This is a genomic window from Nonlabens sp. MIC269, from assembly GCF_001430865.1.
In the GTDB taxonomy this organism is placed as follows: domain Bacteria; phylum Bacteroidota; class Bacteroidia; order Flavobacteriales; family Flavobacteriaceae; genus Nonlabens; species Nonlabens tegetincola.
This window is the reverse complement of sequence record NZ_CP011373.1, coordinates 764764-790187: the sequence shown is the minus strand read 5'-3', so window position 1 is coordinate 790187 and position 25424 is coordinate 764764. Positions and strand designations below refer to the sequence as shown.

The following is a 25424-nucleotide window of genomic DNA, read 5'->3' as shown; positions in this document are numbered from 1 at the left end:
AAGCACCTTGCTTTAGGTGCTTTTTATTATTGATCTATAGATCCCATAACTTTTTGGGCAAAGGCATTGGCAGCTTCAACACCTGACATTCCTTGTTCTACATTAGCATGGACCTCAAGTGCTCCACATATATTAGTGATAAGCTCACCTACCACATCCATTTCCTCATCTGTTACTGATCGATGTTCAGAAAAATGTTCTAACACTTCCAGTGTAGCTTCTAGCTGTTCTGGAGTAGTTCCTTTTTGTAAATGCCTAATTACTGGTAACTTCATTTACTAGGTCTTTAAGGTTTTCAAATTTGTTAGTTTGTACTTGGTTTACAAAACTTCCACCTTTAAAAGTAGCAAAGGTAGGCAAGTTGTCTACGGTAGCTAATTTTCTTGATTCAGGAAACTTTTCTGCATCAACTAGTATAAAAACAGTGTCTTCATTCTCGGCAGATAGTTTTTTGAATTTTGGTTTCATTAACCTGCAGTTTCCGCACCAGCTCGCCATGTACTGCACAACAACCTTGTCGTTGTTACCTACAATTTCTTGTAAATTATCTTGATCTAAAGTTTGCATAACAATTTTTTTAAAAGCGCTTGTAATCACTTTTGCAGTTACAAGCGCTTGTTTTTAATTTTTAGTTTTGAGAAAAGTATTCTGCAGTTCCTTTACGGTTTGCAGTCATCGCTGTTTTACCTTCTTCCCAGTTCGCAGGACATACTTCACCGTTTTTCTGTACGTGAGAGTAAGCATCGATTAAACGTAAAAACTCATTTACATTACGACCTACAGGCATGTGATTGATTCCTTCATGGAATACTGTTCCTTCTTCGTCGATAAGGTAAGTAGCTCTATACGTTACATTATCACCTACAAGTACGTGATCATCTAGATCTTCATTATATTCTACTTCAACATCTAGAATGTCTAATGTACCAGAAAGATTACGATTTGAATCTGCAAGGATTGGGTATGTTACACCTTCAATACCACCATCATCTTTTGGAGTGTTTAACCAAGCAAAGTGTACCTCTGGAGTATCACATGAAGCACCAATAACTAAAGTGTTTCTTTTTTCAAATTCTCCTAGAGCCTCTTGGAATGCATGTAATTCCGTTGGACAAACAAAAGTGAAGTCTTTTGGGTACCAAAATAAAAGAACTTTTTTTCCTTTATTCTTTGCCTCTTCAAGTACATTTAATTTAAATGTGTCTCCCATTTCGTTCATCGCGTCAACGTCGATGTTTGGAAATTGTTTACCTACAAATGCCATTTTTTATATTTAAAATTAATTGATTTTTGATAAGACAAATTTAAGTTACGCTTTCGCGAAAGCGTGATTTTTTTTATCTTATATCAATATATGATTATAGAGTTTCCTTATGGTAGTAAATTAAAATAATAACTGTAACTTATTTTATTAAAGGTGAAATTCTAACAGTTATAATAGACTACCTTTGCAGTTATTCTAAAGTTGATATCCATTTTAATGATATCAATGGTAATTACCCTATATGTTATTTAAAGATTTAGGCTTATCTGCTGCCTTGTTGAAAGCGATCGACAAAAAAGGATACTCACAGCCTTCTCCCATTCAGGAAAAAGCTATACCACAAGTATTACAAGGTAAGGATGTTCTAGCCAGTGCACAAACTGGTACCGGAAAAACAGCTGGATTTACACTTCCATTGCTACATAGATTAGGAGAATCTAAAGCAAAAAAGAGACCAGTGCGAGCTCTTATTTTAACTCCAACAAGAGAACTTGCTGCTCAAGTATATGATAATGTAAAAGAGTACAGTGAGTTTTTAAACATACGTAGTGCTGTTATTTTTGGCGGAGTTAATCAGAATCCTCAAGTTGATTTACTTAAAAAAGGTGTTGATGTTCTTGTTGCAACTCCAGGACGATTGATCGATCTTAATAATCAAGGTTTCTTAAAACTTAATCAAGTAGAAACCTTAGTTCTAGACGAGGCAGATCGTATGTTGGATATGGGATTTCTAAGAGACATAAAACGTATACTAGCCTTGCTGCCAGTAAAAAGGCAAAACTTATTATTCTCAGCTACATTTTCAAAAGAAATAAAAAAACTAGCAGCTAGTTTCCTTAATAATCCAGTGTTAGTAGAAGCAACTCCAGAAAATACTACTGCCGAAAAAGTAGATCAACTCATGTATAGAGTTGATACAAAACAAAAGCAAGACGTGTTAATCAATATGATAACCGAAGGAAATTGGTCACAGGTTCTAGTATTTACTCGTACTAAACATAGAGCAAACAGACTTGCTGAAAAATTGAACAAATCCAAAGTAACTGCAGCTGCTATACATGGTAACAAAAGTCAAGGTGCTCGTACAAGAGCGCTAGCTGGATTTAAAGACTCTAGTATTAGAGTTTTAGTGGCAACTGATATTGCTGCTCGTGGATTAGATATCCCATTATTACCTTATGTGATCAATTATGAGCTGCCTAATGTGCCCGAAGATTATGTTCATAGGATAGGTCGTACAGGTAGAGCAGGCGCTAGTGGACAGGCAATTTCTCTAGTAGCTGGTGATGAGGTTTCTTATGTAAAGGGAATTGAAAAACTCCTAGATCAACGATTCGATTTTGAAATTATAGAAGGTTATGAACCAGATCCTAATGCGCCTACTGAAAAGCCTAAACCAAAGCAGCGAGGTCGTAAGAACCATGGCAAGCGCAGTTCTTCAAATAGGAACAAGAATAATTCTTCACGTTCTAATCGTAATAAAAATCGTAAAGGTCTAAAACGTAATTAAACAAAAAAACCTACACAAATGTGTAGGTTTTTTTTTAATCTTCACCAATGGTATCTAAGGTAGGTTGTTTGCCAGTTAATTGACGGATTTTAATTCTAAAAGCCGCAAATAGTAAGGTCATAAAAGGAGATAACCAGTTAAAAATGGCATACACAAAATAGTCTTTAACATCAACTCCTAAGGTTGAGCTTTGGTACGCACCGCAAGTGTTCCATGGGATAAGTACACTTGTAACAGTTCCAGAATCTTCAAGAGTACGTGATAGGTTTTCTGGTGCCAGTCCTTTGTCCTTATAGGCTTTGGCATACATTTTTCCAGGTACGACAAGAGCTAGATATTGATCACTTGCAGTTACATTAATAGCAAGACAACTCACAACAGTACTAGCAAATAATCCGAATACAGAATCAAATAAATGAAGCAATGCGCGACTAATTCTAGCCAATGCTCCTATAGCGTCCATTACTCCACCAAATACCATTGCACAAACAATCAACCAAATGGTACCTAGCATACTTTCCATACCTTTTCCTTCAAATAGTCCAGTCAACTTGTCCTTGATTTTAGTATTGTTGGTAATTGGATCTACACTGGTAGAAACTGTAATTGCATTCATAATAGCAAAATAAGCTGTGGCAGCATATCCAGTAGGCACTGCAGATAGCTCTAGTGTACCTAGTTCAACGTCATCCTTGAGTATGGTTACTGTTTTATTAGTAGTAAAGGAATCATTTTCACCACCGCTGGGCAAATTAAATACAACAGGTTCACTTAATACCACATCGCTATCTTCAACAGGTTGTAGTGTATAAGTGCCTGGATTTTGAAAATTATTGCTACTTGTGTTATCCCATTCCACGTAGGATTTAAATTCGTCTTGAATTTCTGTAATTTGATATTTTAAACCGTTCTCATAAACGATGTGGTTTTGAAAGATTAAAGCAAATACACCAGCGAGCAAAGTTCCTAGAAGTAAAGCAATAAGCGGTGATACCTTTTTAACAATCATCGCAATAACGATAATTGGAACTAGAAATAACCACGCCGAAGTATTAAACGTAGCATCAATCGCTGCTTGATACTCGCTTACATCCACATCGCCAGCACTATCTATTGTAAATCCTATAAACATAAAGACGAATAAAGTGACTAATATGGTAGGAACAGTCGTATAAGTCATGTACTTAATATGAGTAAATAAGTCGGTTCCTGCCATTGCTGGGGCAAGGTTAGTGGTGTCGCTTAATGGACTTAACTTATCGCCAAAGTAAGCACCACTGAGAACAGCACCAGCTGTCATCCCAGCACTTATATCTAGAGCGCCTGCAATTCCAATTAAGGCGATACCAACTGTGGCACTCGTAGTCCAGCTACTACCAGTAGAAATGGAAATAACCGCACAAATAATAACGCAAGCAGTTAAGAATATAGATGGATTTAGCAAGTCCAGTCCGTAATAAATCATAGTAGGGATAATACCACTCAATAGCCATGTACCGGCAAGAGCACCTACCATTAATAATATTAAAATGGCTCCAGTAGTAGATTTTATATTCTGTGCTACTTCTTCAACCATTTTCTTATAACTCACTCCATTAAAGGAGCCCACAATTCCTGCAACGGCAGCTCCTAGTAAAAGAACAAATTGATTACTACCACCTAGTGAATTATCACCGTACAAGTACACGTTTACAGCTAGCATGAGCACAAGCGCAATAACAGGAATAAGTGCTTCAAAAATGCTTAATTCTCTGTTTTCAATAATTTTCTCGTCTTCTTGATTGATGTTTTGGCTTTCCATAAACGTTATTCAGTTTTTAGGTAGTTACGTCGCAATATACTATTAAATGGGTAATTGTATATCACGCTTTCGCGAAAGCGTAATATGTAGCTTTCCTTATCCAATATATAGAAGCAGCGCCGTAAGAAATTTGATTAATAATGTAGCTAAAGAGAACCTTAATAAATGGATAATAAATAACAATAAAGCAAGTTCTGATAAACGCCTTTTTAAAGTTACATTTGTTGTAAATAATATGAACTATGTCTGAAACTGTTGAAAGAATAAAATGCCTAATTATAGGTTCTGGTCCTGCTGGATACACAGCGGCAATATATGCAGCTCGTGCCGATATGAAACCGGTTGTTTATACAGGTATGGAACCAGGTGGACAACTTACCACAACAACCGAAGTAGATAACTTTCCTGGTTATCCTGAAGGAATTGATGGACCATCGATGATGGTAGATTTACAGAAACAAGCTGAACGTTTCGGTACCGAGGTTCGTTTAGGAATGGTTACTGAAGTTCATTTTGCTAGTGAAGAAGGTGGTATACATACTGCAATTATCGATGGTAAGACTAAAGTACAGGCAAATACTATTATTATATCAACTGGAGCAAGCGCCAAATATCTAGGTCTACCTAGTGAACAAAGATTGCGCGGTGGTGGAGTAAGTGCTTGTGCAGTTTGTGATGGATTTTTCTATCGCAATCAAGATGTTGCCATAGTAGGCGCAGGAGACACTGCTGCAGAAGAGGCTACCTACCTAGCTAATATTTGTAAGAGTGTGACAATGCTAGTACGTAAAGACTACATGCGCGCCTCAAAAGCGATGCAACATAGAGTAAATAGTAAAGAAAATATAACCGTGCTTTACAACAGTGAGGTAGATGAGGTATTGGGTGATCAAGTCGTAGAAGGATTGCGCATTGTGAATAATCAGACTAATGATAAGCATGAAATAGCTATTACAGGTTTGTTTATCGCGATAGGGCACAAGCCAAATACAGATATTTTTAAAGGCCAACTAGATATGGGTGAAGATGGTTATTTAATCACTGAGCCTGGTACAACTAAAACCAATATTCCAGGAGTATTTGCTAGTGGTGATGTTCAAGATAAGATTTATCGTCAAGCGATTACAGCAGCTGGTACTGGTTGTATGGCAGCTCTAGATGCAGAACGTTATCTTGCTGAGGTTGGTGTAGTGGAGGAAACTATTGCTGGTGATTATCATGTAGAATAGTTTCTCAGCTTAGTGTATAATAAAAAATGCGTTTGAACTCTCAAACGCATTTTTTATTTGTTGAAGTAATGCTATCTATGATTTCTTAAGTATTGCTTTACCAGAGAATTCTTCAATCTTGATATCGGGCGAACCGTAAAGCGTGATTTCTGTACTGTTACTAGCGTTAATTATGATGTCATCGGTAGCGTTAATTTCAACTCTTGAACTATTTGAACTACTTAGTTTAAGATTGTTGACAACTAGGTTTTTACCTTCTAACTCTGCTCTTTCTTGAATAGTAAGTTCTCCATTTTTGATGTCACCTTCAATACGTGCATCAGCGCGGTCTTTCATGTTATATTCTAGAAAATTGTAATTGAATAGGGCTTTAATGTTTGCGTTGCCTTTAAAATTAATTTTGGCTTGATCTCCAGATAGGTTGAGTTCTAACTTTGTGCTATCATCGGCATTGAGTTCTAGGTTTTTAACGTTTGCAGTCATATAAACCTCGGCATCGTTGTCAACATTCAAAATTAAGTTTTCAAAGTTTAAAGCGGTTACACTTGTCAACTTGCCATCGTCTGTCACATGAATCTTATTAAGTTCAGGCCCATAAATGATTCTAAATTTCATTTCTTTTTTTGAACGAATTCTTGCAGTTGTATTTATCATTAATTTACCGTTCTCTATAACTGGTTGTAAATATTGGTGCAAGTTTGAATCTGTAGTGATTTCAATTTGTGTGGCAGCGCCTGGAACGATTTCTACCTCATAATCCGAATTTATTTCAAGAGATTCAAATATTTCAATCGGACTAATTTCAGTTGTTACTTCACGATTACCTTTTACTTTTTCTAAATCTTGTGCTAGGCTTACTGTAGCCGTTATCATCACTAGTATTAGGAGTATATTTTTCATATAGTTCATATTATTATTCAAAAGTAAACAAAAACCGCTCCAATTAAATGAAGCGGTTCTCAAATACTATGTTACAATCACAAAACATAGTACAACAACGATTTTTCTTTTTCATTAAATCATTAGTCTTGGTATTGCCATTCGTTAACTTCTGGATCGTTTAAAGTCTTTGAAGTAACGCTATCATTGACTACTTCATTATTTTGAGTTGTTACTTTTTTTTCTTCATTGATCACAGGACAGTCTAAACAAATAGCTTTACCATTTTTCACTTGATAAGTTTTTTCATTATCGTATAAATCAAAGGCATCGTTACTGATACCATTGCGATAGCGGTGAATAAAATCATCATCCCAATTGAATATTGTGCCTTCTGGTAAGGCGATTATTGCATCTACTCGTTGCTGGTTAAGCCTTTTGTTTTCGCGTAAAGCGAAATAATTATCAAGAGTTAACGTGCTATCAGTAAGCTCATATTTATAGATAATATTATTAGCATTTTCTTTAGCCTCATCCATGGTTGAACCTGCCGCCTTGTAATTAAGGGTAATGCTCGCAACCGAGTCTGTTGTAGAGGTTACTGCTACACGTACATCGCGCGACAGCACTTTTGGTCCTTCATCGTCATAAACAATTTTTACATTGTTTGCGTTGATGCGTACTTGATCAGTAAAGTCTGTTTCAATAACGTCAAGAAATAAGGTTTTTTGTGGTGCCACGGTAAACTTCTCTTGTTTAGCAATAGATGCTTTAATGGCTTGGCTACTAGCAATTTTTGTGGTTATGAATACCATTCCTATTACTGATGCTATCCAGATACCTGCAAGTGCAACCTTAGCGGTAGTACCTATACTGCGCAAGTTAGATACTAAAAGCTTAAGTCCTAAAATGGCTAATACTAATAGTGGGATTCCTACAAGAAAGAATACAGCAAGTGTTGCCCACCAAATATTAACATCGGCAGGAATACCTATGTCCAAAATATCGGCTGCTTGCATACCGTCTATAGAGATACTTCCTGCGGTTACTAGTGATATCAATAAAGCAATTATACCTATTGATGCTGCTAGGAAAATACATAGTCCAATCAATTTGACTATGGCCTTAAAGAATCCTTTAATAATTCTACCCAGAGCTCCAAAGAATTTTACGGTACCACGTTTACCTTTTTGACCTACCACACGGTAGCCGGCGTCGGTCTTTTCATCGGCTACTGTACTAAAATTTTCAAATGAATTTTGCTCTTCAATATTAGATATATTCACTTCTTTACCTTGCATGGTAAGACGCTGCGCCGTAGTCACTGCATCAGGTACAAAGATCCACATAATTACGTATACAAGAACGATCCATCCTGCACTGAAAAAGGCAAGTAGTACCCATAAAATACGTACCCATATTGCATCTATGTTGAAGTAATAGGATAACCCAGAGCTTACACCACCTATATAACCATTTTGCGTGTCTCTAAAAAGCTGTTTACTAGGTCCAGTAGATCTGTGTTTGCGTTTTGGATCTTCAAAGATTTCTTCATCAACTTCATAATCTTCTGGTTGTCCCATTATTTCAATCACGTCTTCTACATGATTGATAGAGATAACTTGTTGATCATTGGCTCTTTTTTCCATGAAAAGTTCTGCGATTCTAGATTCGATATCACGCATTATTTCATCGGCGCCACTGGTGCCACTAAAAGATCTTCTTACCGCGCTCAAATAGCGTTGTAAACGGTTGTAGGCGTCCTCATCTATATGAAAAAACAGCCCAGCAAGATTTATATTAATTGTTTTGTTCATGATTTCTTAGTTTTTGAGTTGGTAACCATATTTACAGCGTTTTTTAAGTCTTCCCAGGTACCGGTTAATTCTTCTAAAAATATTTTTCCTGTTTCAGTAAGTCCATAATACTTACGTGGTGGTCCACTTGTTGATTCCTCCCATCTATAAGATAGGAGACCAGCATTTTTAAGTCTGGTTAATAGTGGATAAATCGTTCCTTCAACTACCAGCATTTTTGCATCCTTAAGAGTTTCTAATATTTCTGCAACATAAGCATCGTCCTCTTTAAGGATAGAAAGAATGCAGTACTCAAGTACTCCCTTGCGCATTTGCGCTTTTGTGTTTTCTATCTTCATATAATTTTATTTTTTAATCTCTTCCTGCTCAATTTGAGTAGAAAGAAAATTAATGGTTAAAGGATACTGGTACAGTTCACCTTCTTGAGATTTAACTGCTGCTTTTATACTGCAAACTAGATCCAATATGGCTAGAAATAGAATTCCTGTACCACATATAATACCGCTAGATACTATAAGGTTAAAAGTTCCCATATTATTAAAAAACGGGAAATCATTACCGTCCATCGCTTCCCATAAGCTAGGACCACCAGATACAATGGAACCTATTATAACGCTACCACCTAAAAATGCAAGAGCAAATGTGTATAACGTCATGCTTAATTGAAAATTAATGGCCTGCTTACCATTAAAGTCTATAAAAGGAGACTTCTTTGAGTTTATCATCCAAAGTAGCATGGGCAGGATGAAATTGCCCAATGGAAATAGCCATTTGCCAAAGGTGAGTAAATGAATACCCGTGGCTATGTTCCTGTGGTTTTTCTCGATTGATTTTTCCATAGCATATTAATTTCTTATGCAAATATATATCTAAAAGATAGTATTATGCAATACAAAGTACCATATATTTTTTAATAACGCTGTGTTTTTTTTATGTACGCTTTCGCGAAAGCGCAATAAATACAAGCTCTTTCCTTACATTTGTGGGAAATGTTAAAATTATGATTACTCCTTCAAAAATTAATACGTTCACCTTTTTCAAGCTACCTAGTTGTTGGTGGACAGGAGTTAGGGTTAAAGAAATCGACAAGCAAAGTTGTGTAGTAGGAGTGAAGCACAAATGGTTTAATCAAAACCCTTTTAAGTCTATGTATTTTGCTGTTCAAGCCATGGCGGCCGAGCTTTCTACGGGTGCGCTTGTTATGTCTTATATTCAAGAAAGCAATGCCAAAGTAAGTATGCTTGTGGCTAACAATAACGCAACTTTCACAAAAAAAGCCACAGGAAAAATTACTTTTACTTGCAACGATGGTTTAAAAATTAAAGAAGCAATTGAAAAAACGGTAGAAACTGGAGAAGGTCAAACCGTATGGATGCAAGCTCAAGGATTAAATGAAAATGGTGTGCAGGTGAGCTTATTTAATTTTGAATGGACTGTCAAAAGAAAATAGGTACTTTTCTCGGACTAATTTAAATTAGATATTTAAAAATTGAAAGCACATATTCATAAACACACCCTAGAATTTAAAAGTCCTGCGGGAACTTCACGAGGTATTCTTAAAACCAAGGATACTTGGTTCTTAATTCTTGAAAATGAAAATAAAAAAGGAATAGGAGAGATTAATATGTTTCGTGGGTTGTCCTATGATGATAAACCAGGTTTTGAACAAAAATTAGAATGGTTGTGCGATCATATTCATTTAAAACCATCCATCATACTTGAGGAATTATTGGAATGGCCTTCTATTAGATTTGGTTATGAAACCGCATTAAAATCTTTTCAAAGTACAGACTGTTTTGAGTTGTTTCCTAGTGTTTTTACTCAAGGTGCAGATAGCATTTCTATTAATGGATTGATATGGATGGGTGACCAAGAGTTTATGCTAGACCAGTTAGAAGAAAAAATGCAAACTGGTTTCTCTTGTATAAAGTTGAAAATAGGCGCCATAGATTTTGAAAAAGAGCTACACTTATTACAAGTGATTAGATCACGTTTTTCTGCTAATGAAATGACAATCAGAGTAGATGCTAATGGAGCTTTTTCAATTGAAAACGCCATGGAAAAATTAAATCGATTGTCCGTGTATGACGTACATAGTATTGAACAACCTATAAAGCCTGGTCAATATGAAGCAATGGCCCAACTTTGTCAAAATACGCCAGTTCCTATTGCCCTTGACGAGGAATTAATTGGGTTGCATACAACGGAAGAAAAGCAAAAATGTTTGGATTTAATACGTCCTCAATTTATTATTTTAAAACCAGCTCTAATTGGAGGATTTCAAAGCTGTCGCGAGTGGATCAATATAGCTGAAGAGCGAAATATTGCTTGGTGGATGACCAGCGCCCTAGAATCTAACGTAGGTTTGAATGCTATTGCACAGTTTACATATACTTTAGGTGTAACAATGCCGCAAGGTTTAGGTACTGGTGGACTTTTTACAAATAATATTGATGCACCTTTGGAAATTAAAAAAGGAGAATTATGGTGTAACAATACAACAAATTGGAACACCAACTATTTAAATTTATAAAATGTATATAGAACAAGGTTACAAAGGAAAGTTGGGCATTTGGAATGCTTTCATTCTACCAGTAGGTTTTATTTTATTAATGACTTTCAACTATTTTGCTACCAAAGCATTTTTAGATGAATCTGGTGAGTCTACTAGCGAGATCATGCAAACTATGATTGATCAAATGGGTACATTACCATTTTTGGCCATCAACTTAATGGTTTTTGTAATCGGATTGATTATTGTCTTTATTTGGGTAAAGTTCATCAATGGTCAATCTTTGACCAGTTTTACCACTTCTCGTTCAAGGATTGATTGGAAACGCATATTTACCATGTTCTTTATTTGGGCTGCTTTTCAAGGTGGTATGATTTTCATGACAGCTCTCAATGCTCCAGAAGATTATGTCTATAACCTTCAATGGGATAAGTTTATTCCTCTTGTGATTTTGTCGTTATTAATGTTTCCATTTCAAACTAGTTTTGAGGAATATTTATTTAGAGGTCAATTGTTACAAGGATTAGGTATAGCTACTAAGAGTCGTGCTATATCATGGATTGTTACCTCGGTATTATTCGGATTAATGCATGCCGCAAATCCTGAAGTAGAAACATTAGGACCAGTTGTTATGGTTTTTTATATAGGTACAGGTCTACTCTTAGGAGCGATGACTTTGCTCGATGAAGGGTTAGAGCTGGCACTAGGTTTTCACGCGGCCAATAATATCACAGCCGCATTGCTCATGACAAGTACATGGACAGCCATACAAACCGATTCTGTATTTATAGATATGTCCGAACCTACTTTTGCGTGGACAGATACCTTATCTATCTTTATTGGATACCCTATTTTATTAATTATCTTAGGTAAAATTTACAACTGGAAAAATTGGAAAGAAAAACTATTCGGTCGCGTACTGGATAGAAAAGAATTTTTTGAAAAAGAAGGCACAAATGATCCCCAAAGTACACCCGAGTTTTAAATTAAATGGTCGCTCATTAGATCATGAAGGTCTTATGATAGTTGCCTATAGCTATGTGAAGGAAGGTGACGCCTGGGAAAAAGAGGTGGGAGACTTTTTACTTAACTGGCTAGATGATTTTGAAGTTCTCACGGTTAATACCAGTGGTTCTACTGGACAACCAAAATCTCTTAAAATTAATAAACAATTCTTTTTAAACAGTGCAGCTATAACTGCTAATTATTTTGATCTTATACCAGGAAAACAAGTGTTGTGTTGCCTGCCATTACAATACATTGCTGGTAAAATGATGTTTATAAGAGCAATTCAACATGGCTGGCATTTAGATTGTGTTGAGCCTACAAGTCAGCCCTTAAAAAAGGCTGAGAAGCGCTATGATTTTACGGCAATGACTCCTTTTCAATTGTCACAGTCATTGGACAATATTCATAAAAGTCGTGTCACGTTATTAGGCGGTAGTCCGGTAACTGCAACCCTTGTGGGACAACTACAAGGCAAGCACAGTAGGGTTTATCAATCTTACGGTATGACCGAAACATGCAGCCACGTCGCGATTAGACAGTTGTATCCACATTATGAAGCTTGCTATACAGCAGTAGGTAAAACTACTTTTTCACTAAGTAAGGATCAGACACTGGTGATAGATGCTCCACAAGTATCACCTGATTTACTTACTACCAATGATCTTGTTTTGTTGCATAATGAGCAGAAATTTGAATTGCTAGGTAGACTAGATGACGTTATTAATTCTGGTGGTGTAAAGTTACATCCATCAAAAATTGAGGATAAATTATCCAGTCAAATCTCAAACCGTTTTTTCATAGGTAGTTTACCCGATAATGATCTTGGTGAACAAGTAGTATTAATTGTAGAAAGCGAATCTTCTTTTGATATTGACTTTAAAGGTTTAGATAAGTTTGAAGTTCCTAGGGCTATTTACTTTTTGCCGACTTTAGTTGAAACTAATACCGGTAAAATCCAAAAAAAGAAATCAATAGAACAGGCACTTCTGCATGCATCCTAACAATATTCATCAAGAAGATTATCCCTTTAATGAACTAATTAAAGCTCATCCACCTTTATCCAGGTTTACAGTCCAGTTTCAGGATAAATCATCTATAAATTTTAATGATTCTTTAGCTTTAAAGGCTCTAAACAATGCTTTGTTAGTACACTATTATGGTATAACACCCATTGAATATCCTCATGGATATTTGCTAGCACCAGTTCCTAGTCGTGTAGACTATATACATCACATCGCAGATGAGGTTAAAGCTGGTGCAAAGGGACTTGATATTGGTTGTGGAGCTACAGCCATTTATAGTTTATTGGGAGCAAGTTGCTACAATTTTAATATGATTGGATCAGAGGTTAGTGAGAAAAGTTACGCTTTCGCGAAAGCGAATACCAAAACAGTCCCTTCAATAGATATAAGACTACAATCCGATCGAGGAAGTATCTTCAAAAATATTATTCAAAAAGGAGAGTATTTAGATTTCACGATTTGTAATCCACCATTTTTCAGTAGTGAGCAGGAAGCCATGAAGGCATTTAAAAGAAAAGCTAAAAATTTAGGTGGTGAAAAAAAACATAACTTCTCGGGAACTGCCGATGAGTTATGGTGTAATGGAGGAGAAGCACTCTTTATCAAAAGGATGATCAAGGAATCGATTGATTATAAAACTCAGGTAGGTTTGTTCTCAACCTTAGTATCTCAAAAAGGAAATATAGCTAGGCTCGAAAAACTTTTGACAAAAAAACAAGCAAATCACTATGTGAAAAGTTCAAAAATAGGTTCCAAGGTTGTTCATTATTTGTTTTGGAAATTTCGTTGATTCTTTTAGGAACTTTTCTATAAATACCTAGTCATTTAATTAACCAATCAAATATCCATTAAATCTATAATCAAACTAACTTTGTTGTATTATAATAAAAATATGTTTGGTTTATTCAAAAAGAAGTCAGCAAAGGAGAAGCTTCAACAGGAATATGCACGATTGATGAAAGAATACCATAAACTATCTACTACAAATCGTGCGGCTAGCGATGCCGCTTTCAAAAAGGCAGATGATATCGCTAGAAAATTAGATGCATTGAAGTAATCATGGAAGCTGCATCTACCGTTCTTGTTCCCTTAGAAATAAGAGCACTATTGCCGTTTAGGGTACGCAAAGCCTCAAAACTTTCTGGTGGAGATATAAATGAGGTCATGCTCATTGATCAAGGCGCTATTCAATATGTTTTAAAGTATACTGATAAGATTCAATTTCCTAAAATGCTCAAGCGGGAAAATGATGGTTTACAACTGCTTAGAAAGTCAGGTACAGTAAGAGTTCCCTTAGTTATCGCTCAAGGCGAGAGTACTACATATCAGTATCTACTATTGGAATATATTGCTCCAGATGCTCTAAATACAAAGGATGAATCAAATCTTGCGATACAATTAGCTGCTTTGCACGATTGCACTGATGAGTTATTTGGATTAGAAGAGGATAATTATATAGGAAGCCTACCTCAATATAATTTACAAACTGAAAGCGGTACACAATTCTTTTTACACCAGCGATTGGTCCCGCAATTTGAACTAGCTGTGAGTAATGGTTTTGAATTAAAAGGGATAGAAGGGTTGTTTAAAAAAATGGAACGTCTAATCCCATCACAAAAACCTGCTCTTATTCACGGCGATTTATGGAATGGTAATGTGATTTTTACTCCAAATGGACAGCCAGTTTTAATTGATCCTGCTGCTCATTTTGGCCATGCAGAAATGGATATTGCAATGATGAAACTATTTGGTGGATTTTCTAATAAGTTCTACTGGATGTATCATGAGGTACGTACGCCTTTACCAGGTTGGGAGGAAAGAGTACCCTTATATCAATTGTATTATCTATTGGTTCATCTAAACTTATTTGGTGCTGGTTATTTAAACCAAGTACAACAGTGTATAAATAAGTATGTTTAAATAGGAGTTTAGACTAGCCCTGCAGTTTCTTTGCTATTACATCGGTCGCTTGATCAAGCATTTTGTATACATTTTCAAAACCTTGTTGACCACCGTAATAAGGATCTGGTACGTCAAGTCCTTCTCCTGGAAAAAGCTCATCAAGGATTTTGACTACTTTATTGGCATGTTCTGGAGTAGGAGCAAGAGCGGTAACATCACGAAAGTTTGAATCATCCATCACATAGATGTAATCAAACCTATCAAAATCGTCAACAGTAAGTTTTCTACATTTTTGATTAGTAATGTCCAGTCCGTTTTTTCTAGCTACCTCAATTGATCTATTATCGGGTTGTTCTCCCACATGACCGCCATAGGTACCAGCGCTATCCACTTGAAATTTTGTAAAGTTTAATTTTGACCTCATGATTCCTTCTGCAAGAGGAGAGCGACAAATGTTGCCCAAACAAACCATTAATATGCGCTGTTTATCTGACATGTTAGTCTGCTAGCTTTTTTTGTAAGTCTTGCACATATTTATTGAATTGCTTGTCAGTAGATGCTAAGTTCTCAACGGTTTTACAAGCATGTAATACTGTAGCATGATCTCTTTTTCCTATTTGAGAACCTATACTAGCTAGAGAAGCTTTGGTCATTTTTTTGGCAAAATACATAGCTAGTTGTCTTGCCTGAACAATGTGTCTCTTACGGGTTTTTGATTGAAGTGTATCTATATCCATCTGAAAGTAATCACTTACTACTTTTTGGATTTGATCAATTGATACTTCTCTCTTTGTATTCTTAACGTAATTCTCAACAATTTTACGAGCTAGGTCGATGGTGATATCCTTACGATTAAAAGAAGAATGTGCAATTAAAGAAATTATTGCTCCTTCTAATTCTCTAATATTAGTTTTTATGTTTTCCGCTAGATAATGAACGATATTATCATCCATTTCTACACCATCTCTGTATAATTTGTTTTGGATTATGGAAACTCTCGTTTCATAATCGGGATGATTGAGCTCTGCACTAAGTCCCCATTTAAAACGGGAAAGTAAACGTTGTTCAATATCCTGCATATCAACAGGCTTCTTATCACTTGTAAGAATTACTTGTTTACCGTTTTGATGTAAATGATTGAAAATGTGGAAGAAAACATCTTGAGTACCAGCCTTTCCAGAGAAAAATTGGATATCGTCTACAATAAGAACATCTATAAGTTGATAGAAATGAATAAAATCATTTCTTGTATTCTTACGTATAGATTCAGTGTACTGTTGTATGAATCTTTCTGCGCTTATATAGAGTACGGTTTTATCTGGGTAGTTTTCCTTAATACCTACACCTATAGCATGTGCCAAGTGAGTTTTACCCAATCCTACTCCTCCAAAAATCAATAACGGATTAAAACTAGTTCCTCCAGGTTTGTTAGCTACAGCCATACCTGCGTTACGTGCCAGTCTATTTGATTCTCCTTCAAGAAAGCTATCAAAGTTATAAGAAGGGTTAAGTTGAGATTCAACTTGAACATTTCTTATTCCAGGAATAATAAATGGATTTTTAAGTTCTGGGCTTTTAGTTTTGACTGGAGCATCAACATTTTGAGACTCGGTAAAGTTGCGCTTACTACTAGGTATTTTTTCGGTAAAAGCTTCCATTCCTTTTGCAGGATTCTCCATGCGTATCGCATAGATTAATTTTGCATCGGACCCTAATTCTTTAGTAAGAGCAGTTTTAAGTAAGTCTATATAATGTTCTTCTAACCATTCATAGAAAAAACGACTAGGTACCTGAAGGTGTAAAGCATTATCAGTTAATTTTACAGGCTTAATGGGCTGAAACCACGTTTTATAAGCCTCGGGCGCAATATTGTCCTGAATAAAAAGTAGACAATTGTCCCAAACCGATTCTGCTGTCAGTGTCATAAAAGTCGTATTTTTATAGTTAAAATTGATGCGAACTTGGGATGAATAAAGGTTGGTATATTTCAGTCCCTAATCGAGTACAAATATGTGTATAAAAAACCTTAAAAAAAACTAAAAAACCATTTGATAAATTAAAAAAAAAGTAGCATGGGCTTACTGGTTTTTTAACTTTGGATAAGATATGAAAATTATATGAAAAGTACAATTATTCCGATAACACCTCGATATGCCGAAACTGATCAAATGGGTGTGGTTCACCACGCTAATTATTTGATATATTTAGAGTTAGGTAGAATGTCTTGGTTGGACACTTTAGGTTTCTCTTATAATGAAATGGAAAAAAATGGAGTACTACTACCAGTTTACAATATCGATATAACTTACAGAAAACCAATTAGATTAAACGATGAAATTTTCGTCAAAACCACCATTAAGAATATTCCTACAACTCGTGTTGAATTTTACTACGAAATAATTGATCAAAATGATGTTTTACACGCATCGGCAAACTTAACTCTTGTTTTTACTGATGCAAACTCGTTTAGACCTAGAAAACCAATTCCGGAATTTCTAGAAGCTTGTAAGAAATTGTTTTAAAATCTACTAACTTATCAAAAGTATGCTTCCTGAATATTTTGAAAGTCTAATCGATGAATTGCAATTGGCAACCTCAAAATCCAAACACGATTTTAAATATCCCGTTTTAACAACTGTAGACAAAAATGGAATACCTAGGTCTAGAACTGTTGTTTTAAGAGAGATTGATGTCGAAAAGAAGGAATTAATTGTTTTTACCGATTCAAGATCTATTAAAGTAGAACATATAAAATCAAATGATCAGGCTTGTTTTTTATTTTACAATTCTAAAAAACTTTTGCAATTAAGGTGTAATGGTAGATTGATTGAAATTAATAGTCCCAAAGAAGTTAAACGATTGTTTCAAAAGGTTACTTCAAAAAGTATAAAGGATTATACCTCAATCCCATCACCAGCTACGCCTATTGATAATCCTGATCATGTAGAATACGTGTCACGTGATAAAAGCTTTTTCCTACCTCTACGATTTGAAATTAGTGAAATAGAGTATCTCAAACTTAAACGTCCTAATCACTTAAGAGCTTTATATAAACGCAAAGATAATTGGGCTGGTCACTGGCTTGCTCCATAATGTCTAGTCTTCTAGAGCCTTTGCCTTAATTGGGTACATTTGATTAATGTCTTTGACTACTTTTTCAACATTGTTGAGAGGAACATCTATAGTTATAGAACAGCTGGCGGTAAAATCCTGCAAGGCCATAGTGAGTCCTTGCTCTTCAATATACCTCATAACTTGACTCATTTGAGCGTATTCAAAGTCGATTTTCACTTGAGAAGTGATGGTTCTTGTTATAATTGTAGCCTGCTCAATGGCCAAAGCACTAGACTCTTTATAAGCATTTATTAATCCGCTCACACCTAATTTTGTTCCTCCGAATATCCTAGTGACTACTACTAGAACGTCGCTTAATTCATTAGAATTAATTTGACCTAGGATGGGATCACCTGCACTATGATTGGGTTCTCCATCGTCATTTGCCCTATAATTGTTTTCTCCAGGACCGATCTTCCAGGCATAACAATGATGATTTGCCTTCGGATATTTTTTCTTCAAAGCATCAATGATAGGTGAAACTTCATCTGGATTCTGGATAGGAAATGCACGAGCGTAGAATTTACTGCCCTTGTCCTTGAATAAGATTTCAGTTGTTTCTTTTGCTATTGTTTTATAAGTGTCTCTCATGAATTTACGCTTTCGCGAAAGCGATGAAAACAATCGCAATTATAGCAAGTATAATACCTAGAACGTTTCTAGATTTCAGTTTTTCTTTGAATAGAAATAAACCAAACATGGTTGACAATACTACAGTTCCTACATGGTTAATAGGGTAAACAAATGTACTCTCTAAACCGGGTGAATTGAGGGCTTTTAAAATCACCACAATCGAGAAAAAGTTAGGAATTCCTAGAACAATTCCTCCGATAAGACTTTTCCATTCTAATTTCTCATTTTTATTAATTAACCCATATATCACAGCCGCAGATCCTGCTATAAATGCAAAAGAAAAAATAGTGGCACTTATGACATCTTCATTACTATTTGACATATGGTTATTTTGTAGAATTTTGAGAACAGTATCAATTATACCGCTTCCTACAAATAGCGCTAGTGGTAATAGGAGTTTTTTTGGAGTCCAATCTATATTAGACTGCGATTTCTTATTAACTGTGGTAAAATAAACTGCTGCCAGAGCGATTATTATACCAATGGCTTTTAGTATGTTCCATTCTTCATTAAATATTGTGAAGCCTGCAATCACAGGTATAACTAATGACATTTTACTAGCAACACTGGCAACAGACAGACCATTGCGCTGTGCCGTTAACGCCATGACATTGAAAATAGTTATGAAAAGAATTCCCATGAACATCGCTAGAAACAACCAGTCTGACTTTAAAACAGTTGTTATATCGTAAGTCCCATTGCTTGAAATAATACCTGTTATAAAAGCTACAAGATAATTTACCACTATAGCTTGTAGGGTGTTTATTTTATAAACATCAAACAATTTAAAAATTACATATAGTAAACTAGATAGTAATATGCTTAATCCTAGATAAATCATAAACGATGGTAAATTCTTAAAGTATCACCTTTTATATTAAAATGATTTTGTAATTGTTGATCGTCAAGTTCTGGTGCTTTTACTCCAGAATGAAATAGCGTATTTTCACTCGTGTAAATATGTGCTTCGTCCCACAGCCCTGCATCTATAAATGCTTGGAGAGTCCTAGATCCACCTTCTACAATTACCGATTGGATATCTTTTTTATATAACTCTTTCAATACTGTCTTAATGTCGGACAAAGGAATGTCTAAAATTTGAGCAGGATTAGGTGATTGAAAAACGTTAAGATTTTTTGGTAGCTCCTTTTTATTAGCAAGAACAAATCTAAAGGGATGGGTACCTTTCCAATTTCTGGTTGTAAGACTAGGATTGTCTGCAAGCGCTGTTCCCGCACCTATTAAAATAGCGTTTTCTGTGGATCGTTGTTGATGAACCCTTTGTAAGCTGTATGAATTTGTAATCCAAACAGGTTGCTTCTTAGTCTTAAATTCCGGAGCGATATAGCCATCGTTAGTTTGTGCCCATTTAAGCAGAACATATGGTTTTTTATACTTGTGAAACGAGAAAAAACGCTTGTTGATTTCGTTACATTTATCTACAAGTATTCCTGTTTTACATGAAATACCAGCTTCTTCAAGAATCTTTATTCCTCTTCCTGCTACCTTATCATGTGGGTCTAGTGTTCCTACTATAACTTCTTTAAAATTATACCTTACTAGTAGCAAAGCACATGGTGGCGTTTTACCAGTATGTGAGCAAGGTTCAAGATTTACATATATACTACACTTAGGAGCTATTTTTTCAAACTTTTCCTCACCTAATTTTTTAATTGCATTATTAATGGCATTAACCTCGGCATGGGGTTTTCCTGCTTTTTGATGCCAGCCTTCACTAATGATTTTATTCTCATATACAATGACGCTTCCTACTAATGGATTAGGATAAGTAGTACCCAGTCCATTTTGAGCTAACTGCAAACATCGTTGCATATATAATTCGTCTTTGTTCATGATTCCAGCAAAAGTAAGATTTAAATCACAAGGCTGGGTTAAATTTAGACTCAATAGCAAACTTATAATAGTTACTAGATGTACTTTTGAAATTATGATGATTAGACCTATTCTACCTGAGGATAATACAGTTGTTAAGAATATTATCCAACAAACTATACTTGAATATGGGGCTCCTAAAGAGGGAACTGCATATAGTGATAAAGCAACCCAATCCATGTATGAGCACTTTCAGTTACCTAGACGCGTGTATTACGTTATAGAATTGGATGGTGAAATTGTAGGTTGCGGTGGTGTAGGACCACTAGATAATCAAGAGCAGAATATCTGTGAACTTCAAAAAATGTATTTTTTGCCTAAAGCGCGTGGTAAGGGATATGGCAAGGAGCTTATACAATTATGTATTAAAACTGCTAAGGAATTAGCTTATTCAAAAATGTATCTTGAAACCATGGATAATATGTTTGAAGCTCAAGGTCTTTACAAGCATATGGGTTTTAAATTACTCAATGAGCCCATAGGTAATACAGGACATTACTCTTGTCCCGTTCAAATGATACTTGATTTATAATGAAAGACGATACTGCAAATAACTTTGAGATAATCAAGGAAGAAACTGTTTATGATGGTTTTCTAAAAGTTATAAAAGCCCAGATAAAACATGATACTTGGCACGGTAATGAACAACTGGAAGTTACAAGGGAATCCCTAGAACGAGGAGATAGTGTAGCAATATTACTTTATGAACAAGACACAAAATCCTTTTTATTTACTAAACAATTTAGGTATCCCAGTGCGAGAAGAGGTGAAGCTTTTATGATGGAATTAGTAGCTGGTAGCTTAGGGTTTAATGAAGATCCTGTTGAAGGAATAAAAAGGGAAGTAGAAGAAGAAATAGGCTATTCATTAAAAAATATTGAAAAAATTTGTTCTTATTTTCCATCACCAGGTGGTTGTTCAGAACAAATACATTTATATTTTTCTCAAGTTTCTTCTCATGATAAGATTTTTCAAGGTGGTGGTGAAGCATCAGAAAAGGAAGATATTTTATTAACCAAAATACCTTTGTCTGAAATTAAACAACTATTACGAGACGGAGCTATAAACAACTCGATATCGATTATAGGATTACAATGGTTTTTACTCAATAAAGAAAGCCTTACTTAAATATTTTAAAGTAAGGCTTTTCTATTTTTTAATTCGCAAAAAAAATCTATTCCTTTTCTTTAACCGCTGTTCTATTGTCGTTAGAGTTACGGTCTATCAATATGTTGAAAGGATCAATTCCAACCTCTACAGGTTTTTCATCTACGATAATTGAGAATTTATTTTCAATAGCTACAATTTTATGTTTTTTGAGATAAAGAACCTTATTTATTCCTGTTTCATCATCCTTTTCTCCAAACACACCAACATCTATATAATCAGCTAGAGGTAATGATTTTAAGGCTTTTTTCTTTCCTTCAGGAGTGTATGAAAGGCTATCACCTAGCGTGTTTTTATAAACACTTTTTCCTTTTTTGTCCGATCTATACTTAGTTATGTATCCAGTAAATTCTACTTGATAACGACCATCATCAAGTTTTGTATACGTAGCTTTTTTTGCATCATTATCATACAAGGTTATCGTTTCAAACATATCCTTAATAAGATATTGTAACGAGTCAGGAGTTGCGGCTCTTATATCGTCTACAAATTCAATAGCTGTTGGGTATGGTGGACCTTGGAATTGATATTTCTCTGCAAATTGTTTAATGACGTTATTAAATGGTTTCTCACCTAAATAATCACTCATTGCATAAAGGACCAAGGATCCTTTTTGATAATGAATATACTGTTGGTTTTCATTATACATCAATGGGTTTTCTCCAATGGACTCTACCGTTCTTCCTAAAAGGTATTTATCCATAGCGTCTTTAAGAAAAGACCTCATTTGTTCTTTTCCTCTAGATTTCTCTAGAACTTTTAATGAACTGTATTCTGATAAACTTTCTGAGAGTAATGTAGCACCTTTTGCATAGGCTCCAATTACCTGGTGTGCCCACCATTGATGAGCAAGTTCGTGTGCGGTAACACTAAAAGGGTAATCTACTGCATCCTTGTCACTTCCATCAACATCGGCAATGAAACCTATACCTTCACTAAAAGGTATCGTATTTGCAAACGCCTGAGCAAACGTTCCAAAATTTCTTGGGAATTCAATGATGCGTACTTGCCTGTGTTGATAGGGTGTAAAATTGTCATTATAATAATCTAGTCCGGCTTTAAGGCCAGCCATCATACGATCGATATTGTAATCATGATCTTTATGGTAATAGATTTCCAGTTTAATGCCGTCGTGCTCGTCGCGCATGACTTCATATCTACCACTCATAAAGTTGTAAAAATTCACCATTTTACTATCCATTTTATAATAGTAGTACTTACGGTTATTTTCTTCCCACTCTTTAGTTAGATAACCTGGTGATATGGCAATTTGATCTGGACTTGTACTTAATGTAGCTTCAAAGTTTATCCAATCGCTGTTTCCGCCTATGTAATTATTGTCTCGCACACCTGGTTTAGTTGCGTCAGGCCAGCGATCTTTTGGAGGTAATTCATACTTTTTGCGAATTTGAGTATTTCGGATCTCTCCTTGATCATTGTATCCAATGGATGGAAAAACGAAATTATTCATGAAAGTTCCATTCTCAACAACGGGTGAGTTTTTTTCAAAGAAGGTGTTTTCTTTGTTGTAAGTTGCTACATTAAACTCTAGTGTATCTCCAGGTTGTAATGGTGGCGTTATCCTATACATGCGATAACCATAGTCCTCGTTGTCATAAACCACTTCAATTTTACGATCTGTTTCAATGGTGGTAAGTGTGTCGTTGATATTAACGTGCAGTGTATCAATAACGGCGCTGGACTTGTTGACCATAAGCATTTCTGCTCTAGCTTTAAAGTCTCTAGTTTCTGGGTAAATATCAACAAACGCCTTAACATCAGTAATTCTAGGTTGGGGAACGTTTAAATATTTACTTAATTCCTTTTCTTTATTTACTGCCAATAGTTCACGTTCTTTTCCTGTAGTTCTTTCATTATCAATGTTGTTAACTTTCCAAATGTAGCTTCCTATTCCTATAAATATTATTAATCCTACACTAAGTAGTGTGATGATAGGTGTTTTTAATCTCGCTTTCGCGAAAGCAATCCTCTCACTTGCACCTATACTCATTCCACGTCTAAAGAATAATAAACTAACACCAAATAGCGCTATACCTAATGCAATCCAGTAACCTCTAAATGTGAAGTAGCGCCAGATACTATCTCCATAACCATTCATATCTGAAGGACTAGGAGCGCCGGTTCCTTGGTTAAAAATAAATTGAGCTTGTTCAACTCCTATAGCCTCCATGGCAAATGGTACTCCTAAGGCAATTACTAGCAAGGTCATAAGTCCTAACCATTTATTTTTAATCAAAGTGTGAATTAAAATTGACATCAATATCCATGGTAAAAATTCCCAAAATTTAATCATGAACAAATCAAACAAATAAAGGTCTATTTGATAATCATTAAAACCATTTACGGTTTGTATGATGATACCACTTAACATCACTATAACAAATAGAGAAAACACCATTATACTCATAGAGAATACTCGTGATAATTGGAAAACCCAATTTTTAGTAGGAGTGGTGTCTACTAATTGTAACATGTGAGCCGTTTTGGAACGGTCCATTATAAAGCCAGTGTACAGGTATATTAATAGATAGGTAAATGTGCTAAATATTCCTGCAGGGATTTGTAACATCAACCAGGTTTTTGGCAAGATGTCTGTACCATACACTTGACCGCTTACTAACATAGTAAGAAGTGAAAAGGCAAAAGCAATTACCGCTATAATAATAAATGGCCATCCTGTTACAATGTATTTAATGTCTGATTTTGATATTGTCCAAGCTGTTTTCAATTGATTAAAAAAGCTGAAGTTTTGACTTACCTTAGGTAAGGTAATATCTTGAACAGTTCCAAAATTACGTTTGATTACTCGTGATGATTTCTTCTTTCTTCCTACCGAAATAGCATGTTGAGAAAATCTAAAACCAACGATTACAGAAAGGAATAGAACAACGGAAAACCCTAACCACAATAATCGATTATACAATACAGTACCATCGGTAGGTAATAATTTACTGCCTTGCTCATCTGGTGTCCAGTATTTAATTCTTTGTCCAATAGCACTTTCTCCAGTAGGTTCTAGAAGTTCTATCCAAAAGGTATCATCTACAGAATCTAATGAATTAGCAGCAGCAAATTGACAGATAATCAAGATGAGCACACTCATGAAACCTAAATTGATATTTCTGAAGTAGGTCGTGATAGCAAAAACGATGGCTCCATAGAAAAATACATTAGGTATTACCATTACTAAAAATGGTTGAATGTAATTCATGAGTGAGAAAGGTCCTATCAAATCTTCATTTGCTCCAGGTAAGTAAAAGCCAATTGTAACGGCCAGCATACTTGCAAGAATAATTAATAGTGTGAGTAGCATCCCAGCACTGAATTTTGCTAGTAAATAGCTTACTTTATTTAAGGGATAGGAATAAAGTACGTGGTGCATGTTACTGCTAAAATCACGTTGAATAGTTCCACCTATAATACTAGGGATAAGTAAATAAGTGATTAATATACCACCACTTATTAAACTATAAACTCCTACTGCACTGTTTAGATAAAAAGGAGAAGTAACGGTTACAGAGTCACTATCAAATACCCCAACGTTAAGTGCGGTAATTAATAAGCTTAATAGAAAGATAACTCCAGTATAAATATAGAACAGTGGTTTCTTAAACCAAGTTCTAAGCTCGTGTAAAAAAATAGTACTAAACAT

Annotated in this window: 27 protein-coding genes; 13 read left to right on the top strand and 14 right to left on the bottom strand. The window is 35.3% G+C overall.

What is annotated here, in order from left to right; all coding sequences use genetic code 11:
* Positions 1 to 26: 26 nt before the first annotated feature.
* From AAT17_RS03625 to AAT17_RS03615, 3 genes are all read right to left on the bottom strand, one after another.
* Positions 27 to 275, bottom strand: a complete 249-nt coding sequence (locus tag AAT17_RS03625; protein ID WP_042279005.1) for a hypothetical protein — start codon at positions 273 to 275, stop codon at positions 27 to 29.
* Positions 256 to 567 carry a co-chaperone YbbN gene (locus tag AAT17_RS03620; protein WP_042279006.1) on the bottom strand — a complete coding sequence of 104 codons (312 nt, stop codon included), beginning with the start codon at positions 565 to 567 and terminating at the stop codon, positions 256 to 258. Before AAT17_RS03620 ends, AAT17_RS03625 begins: the two co-directional genes overlap by 20 nt.
* Positions 568 to 628: 61 nt before the next feature.
* The gene (locus tag AAT17_RS03615; RefSeq protein WP_060522963.1) at positions 629 to 1264 is read right to left on the bottom strand and encodes a peroxiredoxin; all 636 of its coding nucleotides are present in this window, start codon (positions 1262 to 1264) and stop codon (positions 629 to 631) included.
* A gap of 241 nt (positions 1265 to 1505) precedes the next feature.
* Between AAT17_RS03615 and AAT17_RS03610 the strand changes: the two genes are divergently transcribed.
* Positions 1506 to 2774 (top strand): DEAD/DEAH box helicase, encoded by a 1269-nt coding sequence (locus AAT17_RS03610; protein ID WP_060522962.1) that lies wholly within the window; start codon positions 1506 to 1508, stop codon positions 2772 to 2774.
* A gap of 34 nt (positions 2775 to 2808) precedes the next feature.
* Here AAT17_RS03610 and AAT17_RS03605 read toward each other — a convergent pair whose 3' ends face one another.
* Entirely contained in the window at positions 2809 to 4575 is a 1767-nt protein-coding gene (locus AAT17_RS03605) for a Na+/H+ antiporter NhaC family protein (protein WP_060522961.1), read from the bottom strand.
* 242 nt (positions 4576 to 4817) lie between these two features.
* On the opposite strand from AAT17_RS03605, the gene trxB reads away from it, so the two are divergent.
* Positions 4818 to 5804, top strand: coding sequence for a thioredoxin-disulfide reductase (gene trxB, locus AAT17_RS03600; protein ID WP_060522960.1), 987 nt, complete (start codon positions 4818 to 4820; stop codon positions 5802 to 5804).
* Positions 5805 to 5879: 75 nt separating this feature from the next.
* Here trxB and AAT17_RS03595 read toward each other — a convergent pair whose 3' ends face one another.
* From AAT17_RS03595 to AAT17_RS03580, 4 genes are all read right to left on the bottom strand, one after another.
* Complete coding sequence (locus AAT17_RS03595) at positions 5880 to 6704, bottom strand: DUF2807 domain-containing protein (protein ID WP_172792942.1); 825 nt, start codon at positions 6702 to 6704, stop codon at positions 5880 to 5882.
* 122 nt (positions 6705 to 6826) lie between these two features.
* Positions 6827 to 8500: a PspC domain-containing protein gene (locus tag AAT17_RS03590; RefSeq protein ID WP_060522958.1), complete on the bottom strand. Its 1674-nt coding sequence runs from the start codon at positions 8498 to 8500 to the stop codon at positions 6827 to 6829.
* Complete coding sequence (locus tag AAT17_RS03585) at positions 8497 to 8838, bottom strand: PadR family transcriptional regulator (RefSeq protein WP_042279016.1); 342 nt, start codon at positions 8836 to 8838, stop codon at positions 8497 to 8499. Before AAT17_RS03585 ends, AAT17_RS03590 begins: the two co-directional genes overlap by 4 nt.
* A 6-nt stretch (positions 8839 to 8844) precedes the next feature.
* Positions 8845 to 9339: a DUF4870 domain-containing protein gene (locus tag AAT17_RS03580; RefSeq protein WP_042279017.1), complete on the bottom strand. Its 495-nt coding sequence runs from the start codon at positions 9337 to 9339 to the stop codon at positions 8845 to 8847.
* Positions 9340 to 9497: 158 nt separating this feature from the next.
* Between AAT17_RS03580 and AAT17_RS03575 the strand changes: the two genes are divergently transcribed.
* The 7 genes from AAT17_RS03575 to AAT17_RS03545 all read left to right on the top strand — a co-directional run bounded on the left by AAT17_RS03575 (position 9498) and on the right by AAT17_RS03545 (position 14962).
* On the top strand, positions 9498 to 9950 hold the full coding sequence (locus AAT17_RS03575) for a DUF4442 domain-containing protein (protein ID WP_060524980.1): 453 nt from the start codon (positions 9498 to 9500) through the stop codon (positions 9948 to 9950).
* A gap of 39 nt (positions 9951 to 9989) precedes the next feature.
* Complete coding sequence (locus tag AAT17_RS03570; protein WP_060522957.1) at positions 9990 to 11033, top strand: o-succinylbenzoate synthase; 1044 nt, start codon at positions 9990 to 9992, stop codon at positions 11031 to 11033.
* A gap of 1 nt (position 11034) precedes the next feature.
* Positions 11035 to 11997 carry a CPBP family intramembrane glutamic endopeptidase gene (locus AAT17_RS03565; RefSeq protein ID WP_060522956.1) on the top strand — a complete coding sequence of 321 codons (963 nt, stop codon included), beginning with the start codon at positions 11035 to 11037 and terminating at the stop codon, positions 11995 to 11997.
* Entirely contained in the window at positions 11969 to 13021 is a 1053-nt protein-coding gene (locus AAT17_RS03560; RefSeq protein ID WP_060522955.1) for an AMP-binding protein, read from the top strand. The genes AAT17_RS03565 and AAT17_RS03560 overlap by 29 nt, the downstream gene beginning before the upstream one ends.
* On the top strand, positions 13011 to 13832 hold the full coding sequence (locus AAT17_RS03555) for an RlmF-related methyltransferase (protein ID WP_060522954.1): 822 nt from the start codon (positions 13011 to 13013) through the stop codon (positions 13830 to 13832). The genes AAT17_RS03560 and AAT17_RS03555 overlap by 11 nt, the downstream gene beginning before the upstream one ends.
* 102 nt (positions 13833 to 13934) lie before the next feature.
* The gene (locus AAT17_RS13275) at positions 13935 to 14099 is read left to right on the top strand and encodes a Lacal_2735 family protein (RefSeq protein ID WP_060522953.1); all 165 of its coding nucleotides are present in this window, start codon (positions 13935 to 13937) and stop codon (positions 14097 to 14099) included.
* A 2-nt stretch (positions 14100 to 14101) separates the two neighbouring features.
* Positions 14102 to 14962: a fructosamine kinase family protein gene (locus tag AAT17_RS03545; RefSeq protein WP_060522952.1), complete on the top strand. Its 861-nt coding sequence runs from the start codon at positions 14102 to 14104 to the stop codon at positions 14960 to 14962.
* 13 nt (positions 14963 to 14975) lie between these two features.
* On the opposite strand, the gene AAT17_RS03540 is transcribed toward AAT17_RS03545, so the two are convergent.
* Both AAT17_RS03540 and dnaA read right to left on the bottom strand, forming a co-directional pair.
* Positions 14976 to 15440, bottom strand: coding sequence for a low molecular weight protein-tyrosine-phosphatase (locus tag AAT17_RS03540; protein WP_060522951.1), 465 nt, complete (start codon positions 15438 to 15440; stop codon positions 14976 to 14978).
* 1 nt (position 15441) lies between these two features.
* Entirely contained in the window at positions 15442 to 16869 is a 1428-nt protein-coding gene (gene dnaA / locus AAT17_RS03535; RefSeq protein ID WP_042279024.1) for a chromosomal replication initiator protein DnaA, read from the bottom strand.
* Between the two features lie 192 nt (positions 16870 to 17061).
* Here dnaA and AAT17_RS03530 point away from each other — a divergent pair, with 192 nt between their 5' ends.
* Positions 17062 to 17466 carry a thioesterase family protein gene (locus tag AAT17_RS03530; protein WP_060522950.1) on the top strand — a complete coding sequence of 135 codons (405 nt, stop codon included), beginning with the start codon at positions 17062 to 17064 and terminating at the stop codon, positions 17464 to 17466.
* 22 nt (positions 17467 to 17488) lie between these two features.
* Complete coding sequence (locus AAT17_RS03525) at positions 17489 to 18037, top strand: pyridoxamine 5'-phosphate oxidase family protein (protein ID WP_060522949.1); 549 nt, start codon at positions 17489 to 17491, stop codon at positions 18035 to 18037.
* 3 nt (positions 18038 to 18040) lie between these two features.
* On the opposite strand, the gene AAT17_RS03520 is transcribed toward AAT17_RS03525, so the two are convergent.
* Genes AAT17_RS03520 through ribD form a run of 3 tightly spaced genes read right to left on the bottom strand, consistent with a single transcriptional unit; the run spans position 18041 to position 20545 of the window.
* Positions 18041 to 18649: a YigZ family protein gene (locus AAT17_RS03520; RefSeq protein WP_042279027.1), complete on the bottom strand. Its 609-nt coding sequence runs from the start codon at positions 18647 to 18649 to the stop codon at positions 18041 to 18043.
* Positions 18650 to 18653: 4 nt separating this feature from the next.
* Complete coding sequence (locus AAT17_RS03515; protein WP_060522948.1) at positions 18654 to 19532, bottom strand: EamA family transporter; 879 nt, start codon at positions 19530 to 19532, stop codon at positions 18654 to 18656.
* On the bottom strand, positions 19529 to 20545 hold the full coding sequence (gene ribD / locus AAT17_RS03510) for a bifunctional diaminohydroxyphosphoribosylaminopyrimidine deaminase/5-amino-6-(5-phosphoribosylamino)uracil reductase RibD (protein ID WP_060522947.1): 1017 nt from the start codon (positions 20543 to 20545) through the stop codon (positions 19529 to 19531). Before ribD ends, AAT17_RS03515 begins: the two co-directional genes overlap by 4 nt.
* Between ribD and AAT17_RS03505 the strand changes: the two genes are divergently transcribed.
* Both AAT17_RS03505 and AAT17_RS03500 read left to right on the top strand, forming a co-directional pair.
* Positions 20544 to 21116 carry a GNAT family N-acetyltransferase gene (locus AAT17_RS03505; RefSeq protein WP_253279791.1) on the top strand — a complete coding sequence of 191 codons (573 nt, stop codon included), beginning with the start codon at positions 20544 to 20546 and terminating at the stop codon, positions 21114 to 21116. The two genes, ribD and AAT17_RS03505, sit on opposite strands and share 2 nt — an antisense overlap.
* Complete coding sequence (locus AAT17_RS03500) at positions 21116 to 21712, top strand: NUDIX domain-containing protein (RefSeq protein WP_042279030.1); 597 nt, start codon at positions 21116 to 21118, stop codon at positions 21710 to 21712. Before AAT17_RS03505 ends, AAT17_RS03500 begins: the two co-directional genes overlap by 1 nt.
* 46 nt (positions 21713 to 21758) lie before the next feature.
* Here the strand turns inward: AAT17_RS03500 and AAT17_RS03495 are convergent, their stop codons facing one another.
* On the bottom strand, positions 21759 to 25424 hold the full coding sequence (locus AAT17_RS03495) for a M1 family aminopeptidase (protein ID WP_060522946.1): 3666 nt from the start codon (positions 25422 to 25424) through the stop codon (positions 21759 to 21761).

Coding starts and splice junctions, on each gene's coding strand:
- AAT17_RS03540 (WP_060522951.1), bottom strand. CDS start 15,440: ATGTCAGATAAACAGCGCATATTAATGGTTTGTTTGGGCAACATTTGT.
- AAT17_RS13275 (WP_060522953.1), top strand. CDS start 13,935: ATGTTTGGTTTATTCAAAAAGAAGTCAGCAAAGGAGAAGCTTCAACAG.
- AAT17_RS03595 (WP_172792942.1), bottom strand. CDS start 6,704: ATGAAAAATATACTCCTAATACTAGTGATGATAACGGCTACAGTAAGC.
- AAT17_RS03585 (WP_042279016.1), bottom strand. CDS start 8,838: ATGAAGATAGAAAACACAAAAGCGCAAATGCGCAAGGGAGTACTTGAG.
- AAT17_RS03560 (WP_060522955.1), top strand. CDS start 11,969: ATGATCCCCAAAGTACACCCGAGTTTTAAATTAAATGGTCGCTCATTA.
- AAT17_RS03625 (WP_042279005.1), bottom strand. CDS start 275: ATGAAGTTACCAGTAATTAGGCATTTACAAAAAGGAACTACTCCAGAA.
- AAT17_RS03525 (WP_060522949.1), top strand. CDS start 17,489: ATGCTTCCTGAATATTTTGAAAGTCTAATCGATGAATTGCAATTGGCA.
- AAT17_RS03500 (WP_042279030.1), top strand. CDS start 21,116: ATGAAAGACGATACTGCAAATAACTTTGAGATAATCAAGGAAGAAACT.
- AAT17_RS03520 (WP_042279027.1), bottom strand. CDS start 18,649: ATGAGAGACACTTATAAAACAATAGCAAAAGAAACAACTGAAATCTTA.
- AAT17_RS03590 (WP_060522958.1), bottom strand. CDS start 8,500: ATGAACAAAACAATTAATATAAATCTTGCTGGGCTGTTTTTTCATATA.
- AAT17_RS03505 (WP_253279791.1), top strand. CDS start 20,544: ATGATTCCAGCAAAAGTAAGATTTAAATCACAAGGCTGGGTTAAATTT.
- AAT17_RS03515 (WP_060522948.1), bottom strand. CDS start 19,532: ATGATTTATCTAGGATTAAGCATATTACTATCTAGTTTACTATATGTA.
- AAT17_RS03545 (WP_060522952.1), top strand. CDS start 14,102: ATGGAAGCTGCATCTACCGTTCTTGTTCCCTTAGAAATAAGAGCACTA.
- AAT17_RS03555 (WP_060522954.1), top strand. CDS start 13,011: ATGCATCCTAACAATATTCATCAAGAAGATTATCCCTTTAATGAACTA.
- trxB (WP_060522960.1), top strand. CDS start 4,818: ATGTCTGAAACTGTTGAAAGAATAAAATGCCTAATTATAGGTTCTGGT.
- dnaA (WP_042279024.1), bottom strand. CDS start 16,869: ATGACACTGACAGCAGAATCGGTTTGGGACAATTGTCTACTTTTTATT.
- AAT17_RS03580 (WP_042279017.1), bottom strand. CDS start 9,339: ATGGAAAAATCAATCGAGAAAAACCACAGGAACATAGCCACGGGTATT.
- AAT17_RS03495 (WP_060522946.1), bottom strand. CDS start 25,424: ATGTTTAGTACTATTTTTTTACACGAGCTTAGAACTTGGTTTAAGAAA.
- ribD (WP_060522947.1), bottom strand. CDS start 20,545: ATGAACAAAGACGAATTATATATGCAACGATGTTTGCAGTTAGCTCAA.
- AAT17_RS03530 (WP_060522950.1), top strand. CDS start 17,062: ATGAAAAGTACAATTATTCCGATAACACCTCGATATGCCGAAACTGAT.
- AAT17_RS03620 (WP_042279006.1), bottom strand. CDS start 567: ATGCAAACTTTAGATCAAGATAATTTACAAGAAATTGTAGGTAACAAC.
- AAT17_RS03610 (WP_060522962.1), top strand. CDS start 1,506: ATGTTATTTAAAGATTTAGGCTTATCTGCTGCCTTGTTGAAAGCGATC.
- AAT17_RS03615 (WP_060522963.1), bottom strand. CDS start 1,264: ATGGCATTTGTAGGTAAACAATTTCCAAACATCGACGTTGACGCGATG.
- AAT17_RS03605 (WP_060522961.1), bottom strand. CDS start 4,575: ATGGAAAGCCAAAACATCAATCAAGAAGACGAGAAAATTATTGAAAAC.
- AAT17_RS03565 (WP_060522956.1), top strand. CDS start 11,035: ATGTATATAGAACAAGGTTACAAAGGAAAGTTGGGCATTTGGAATGCT.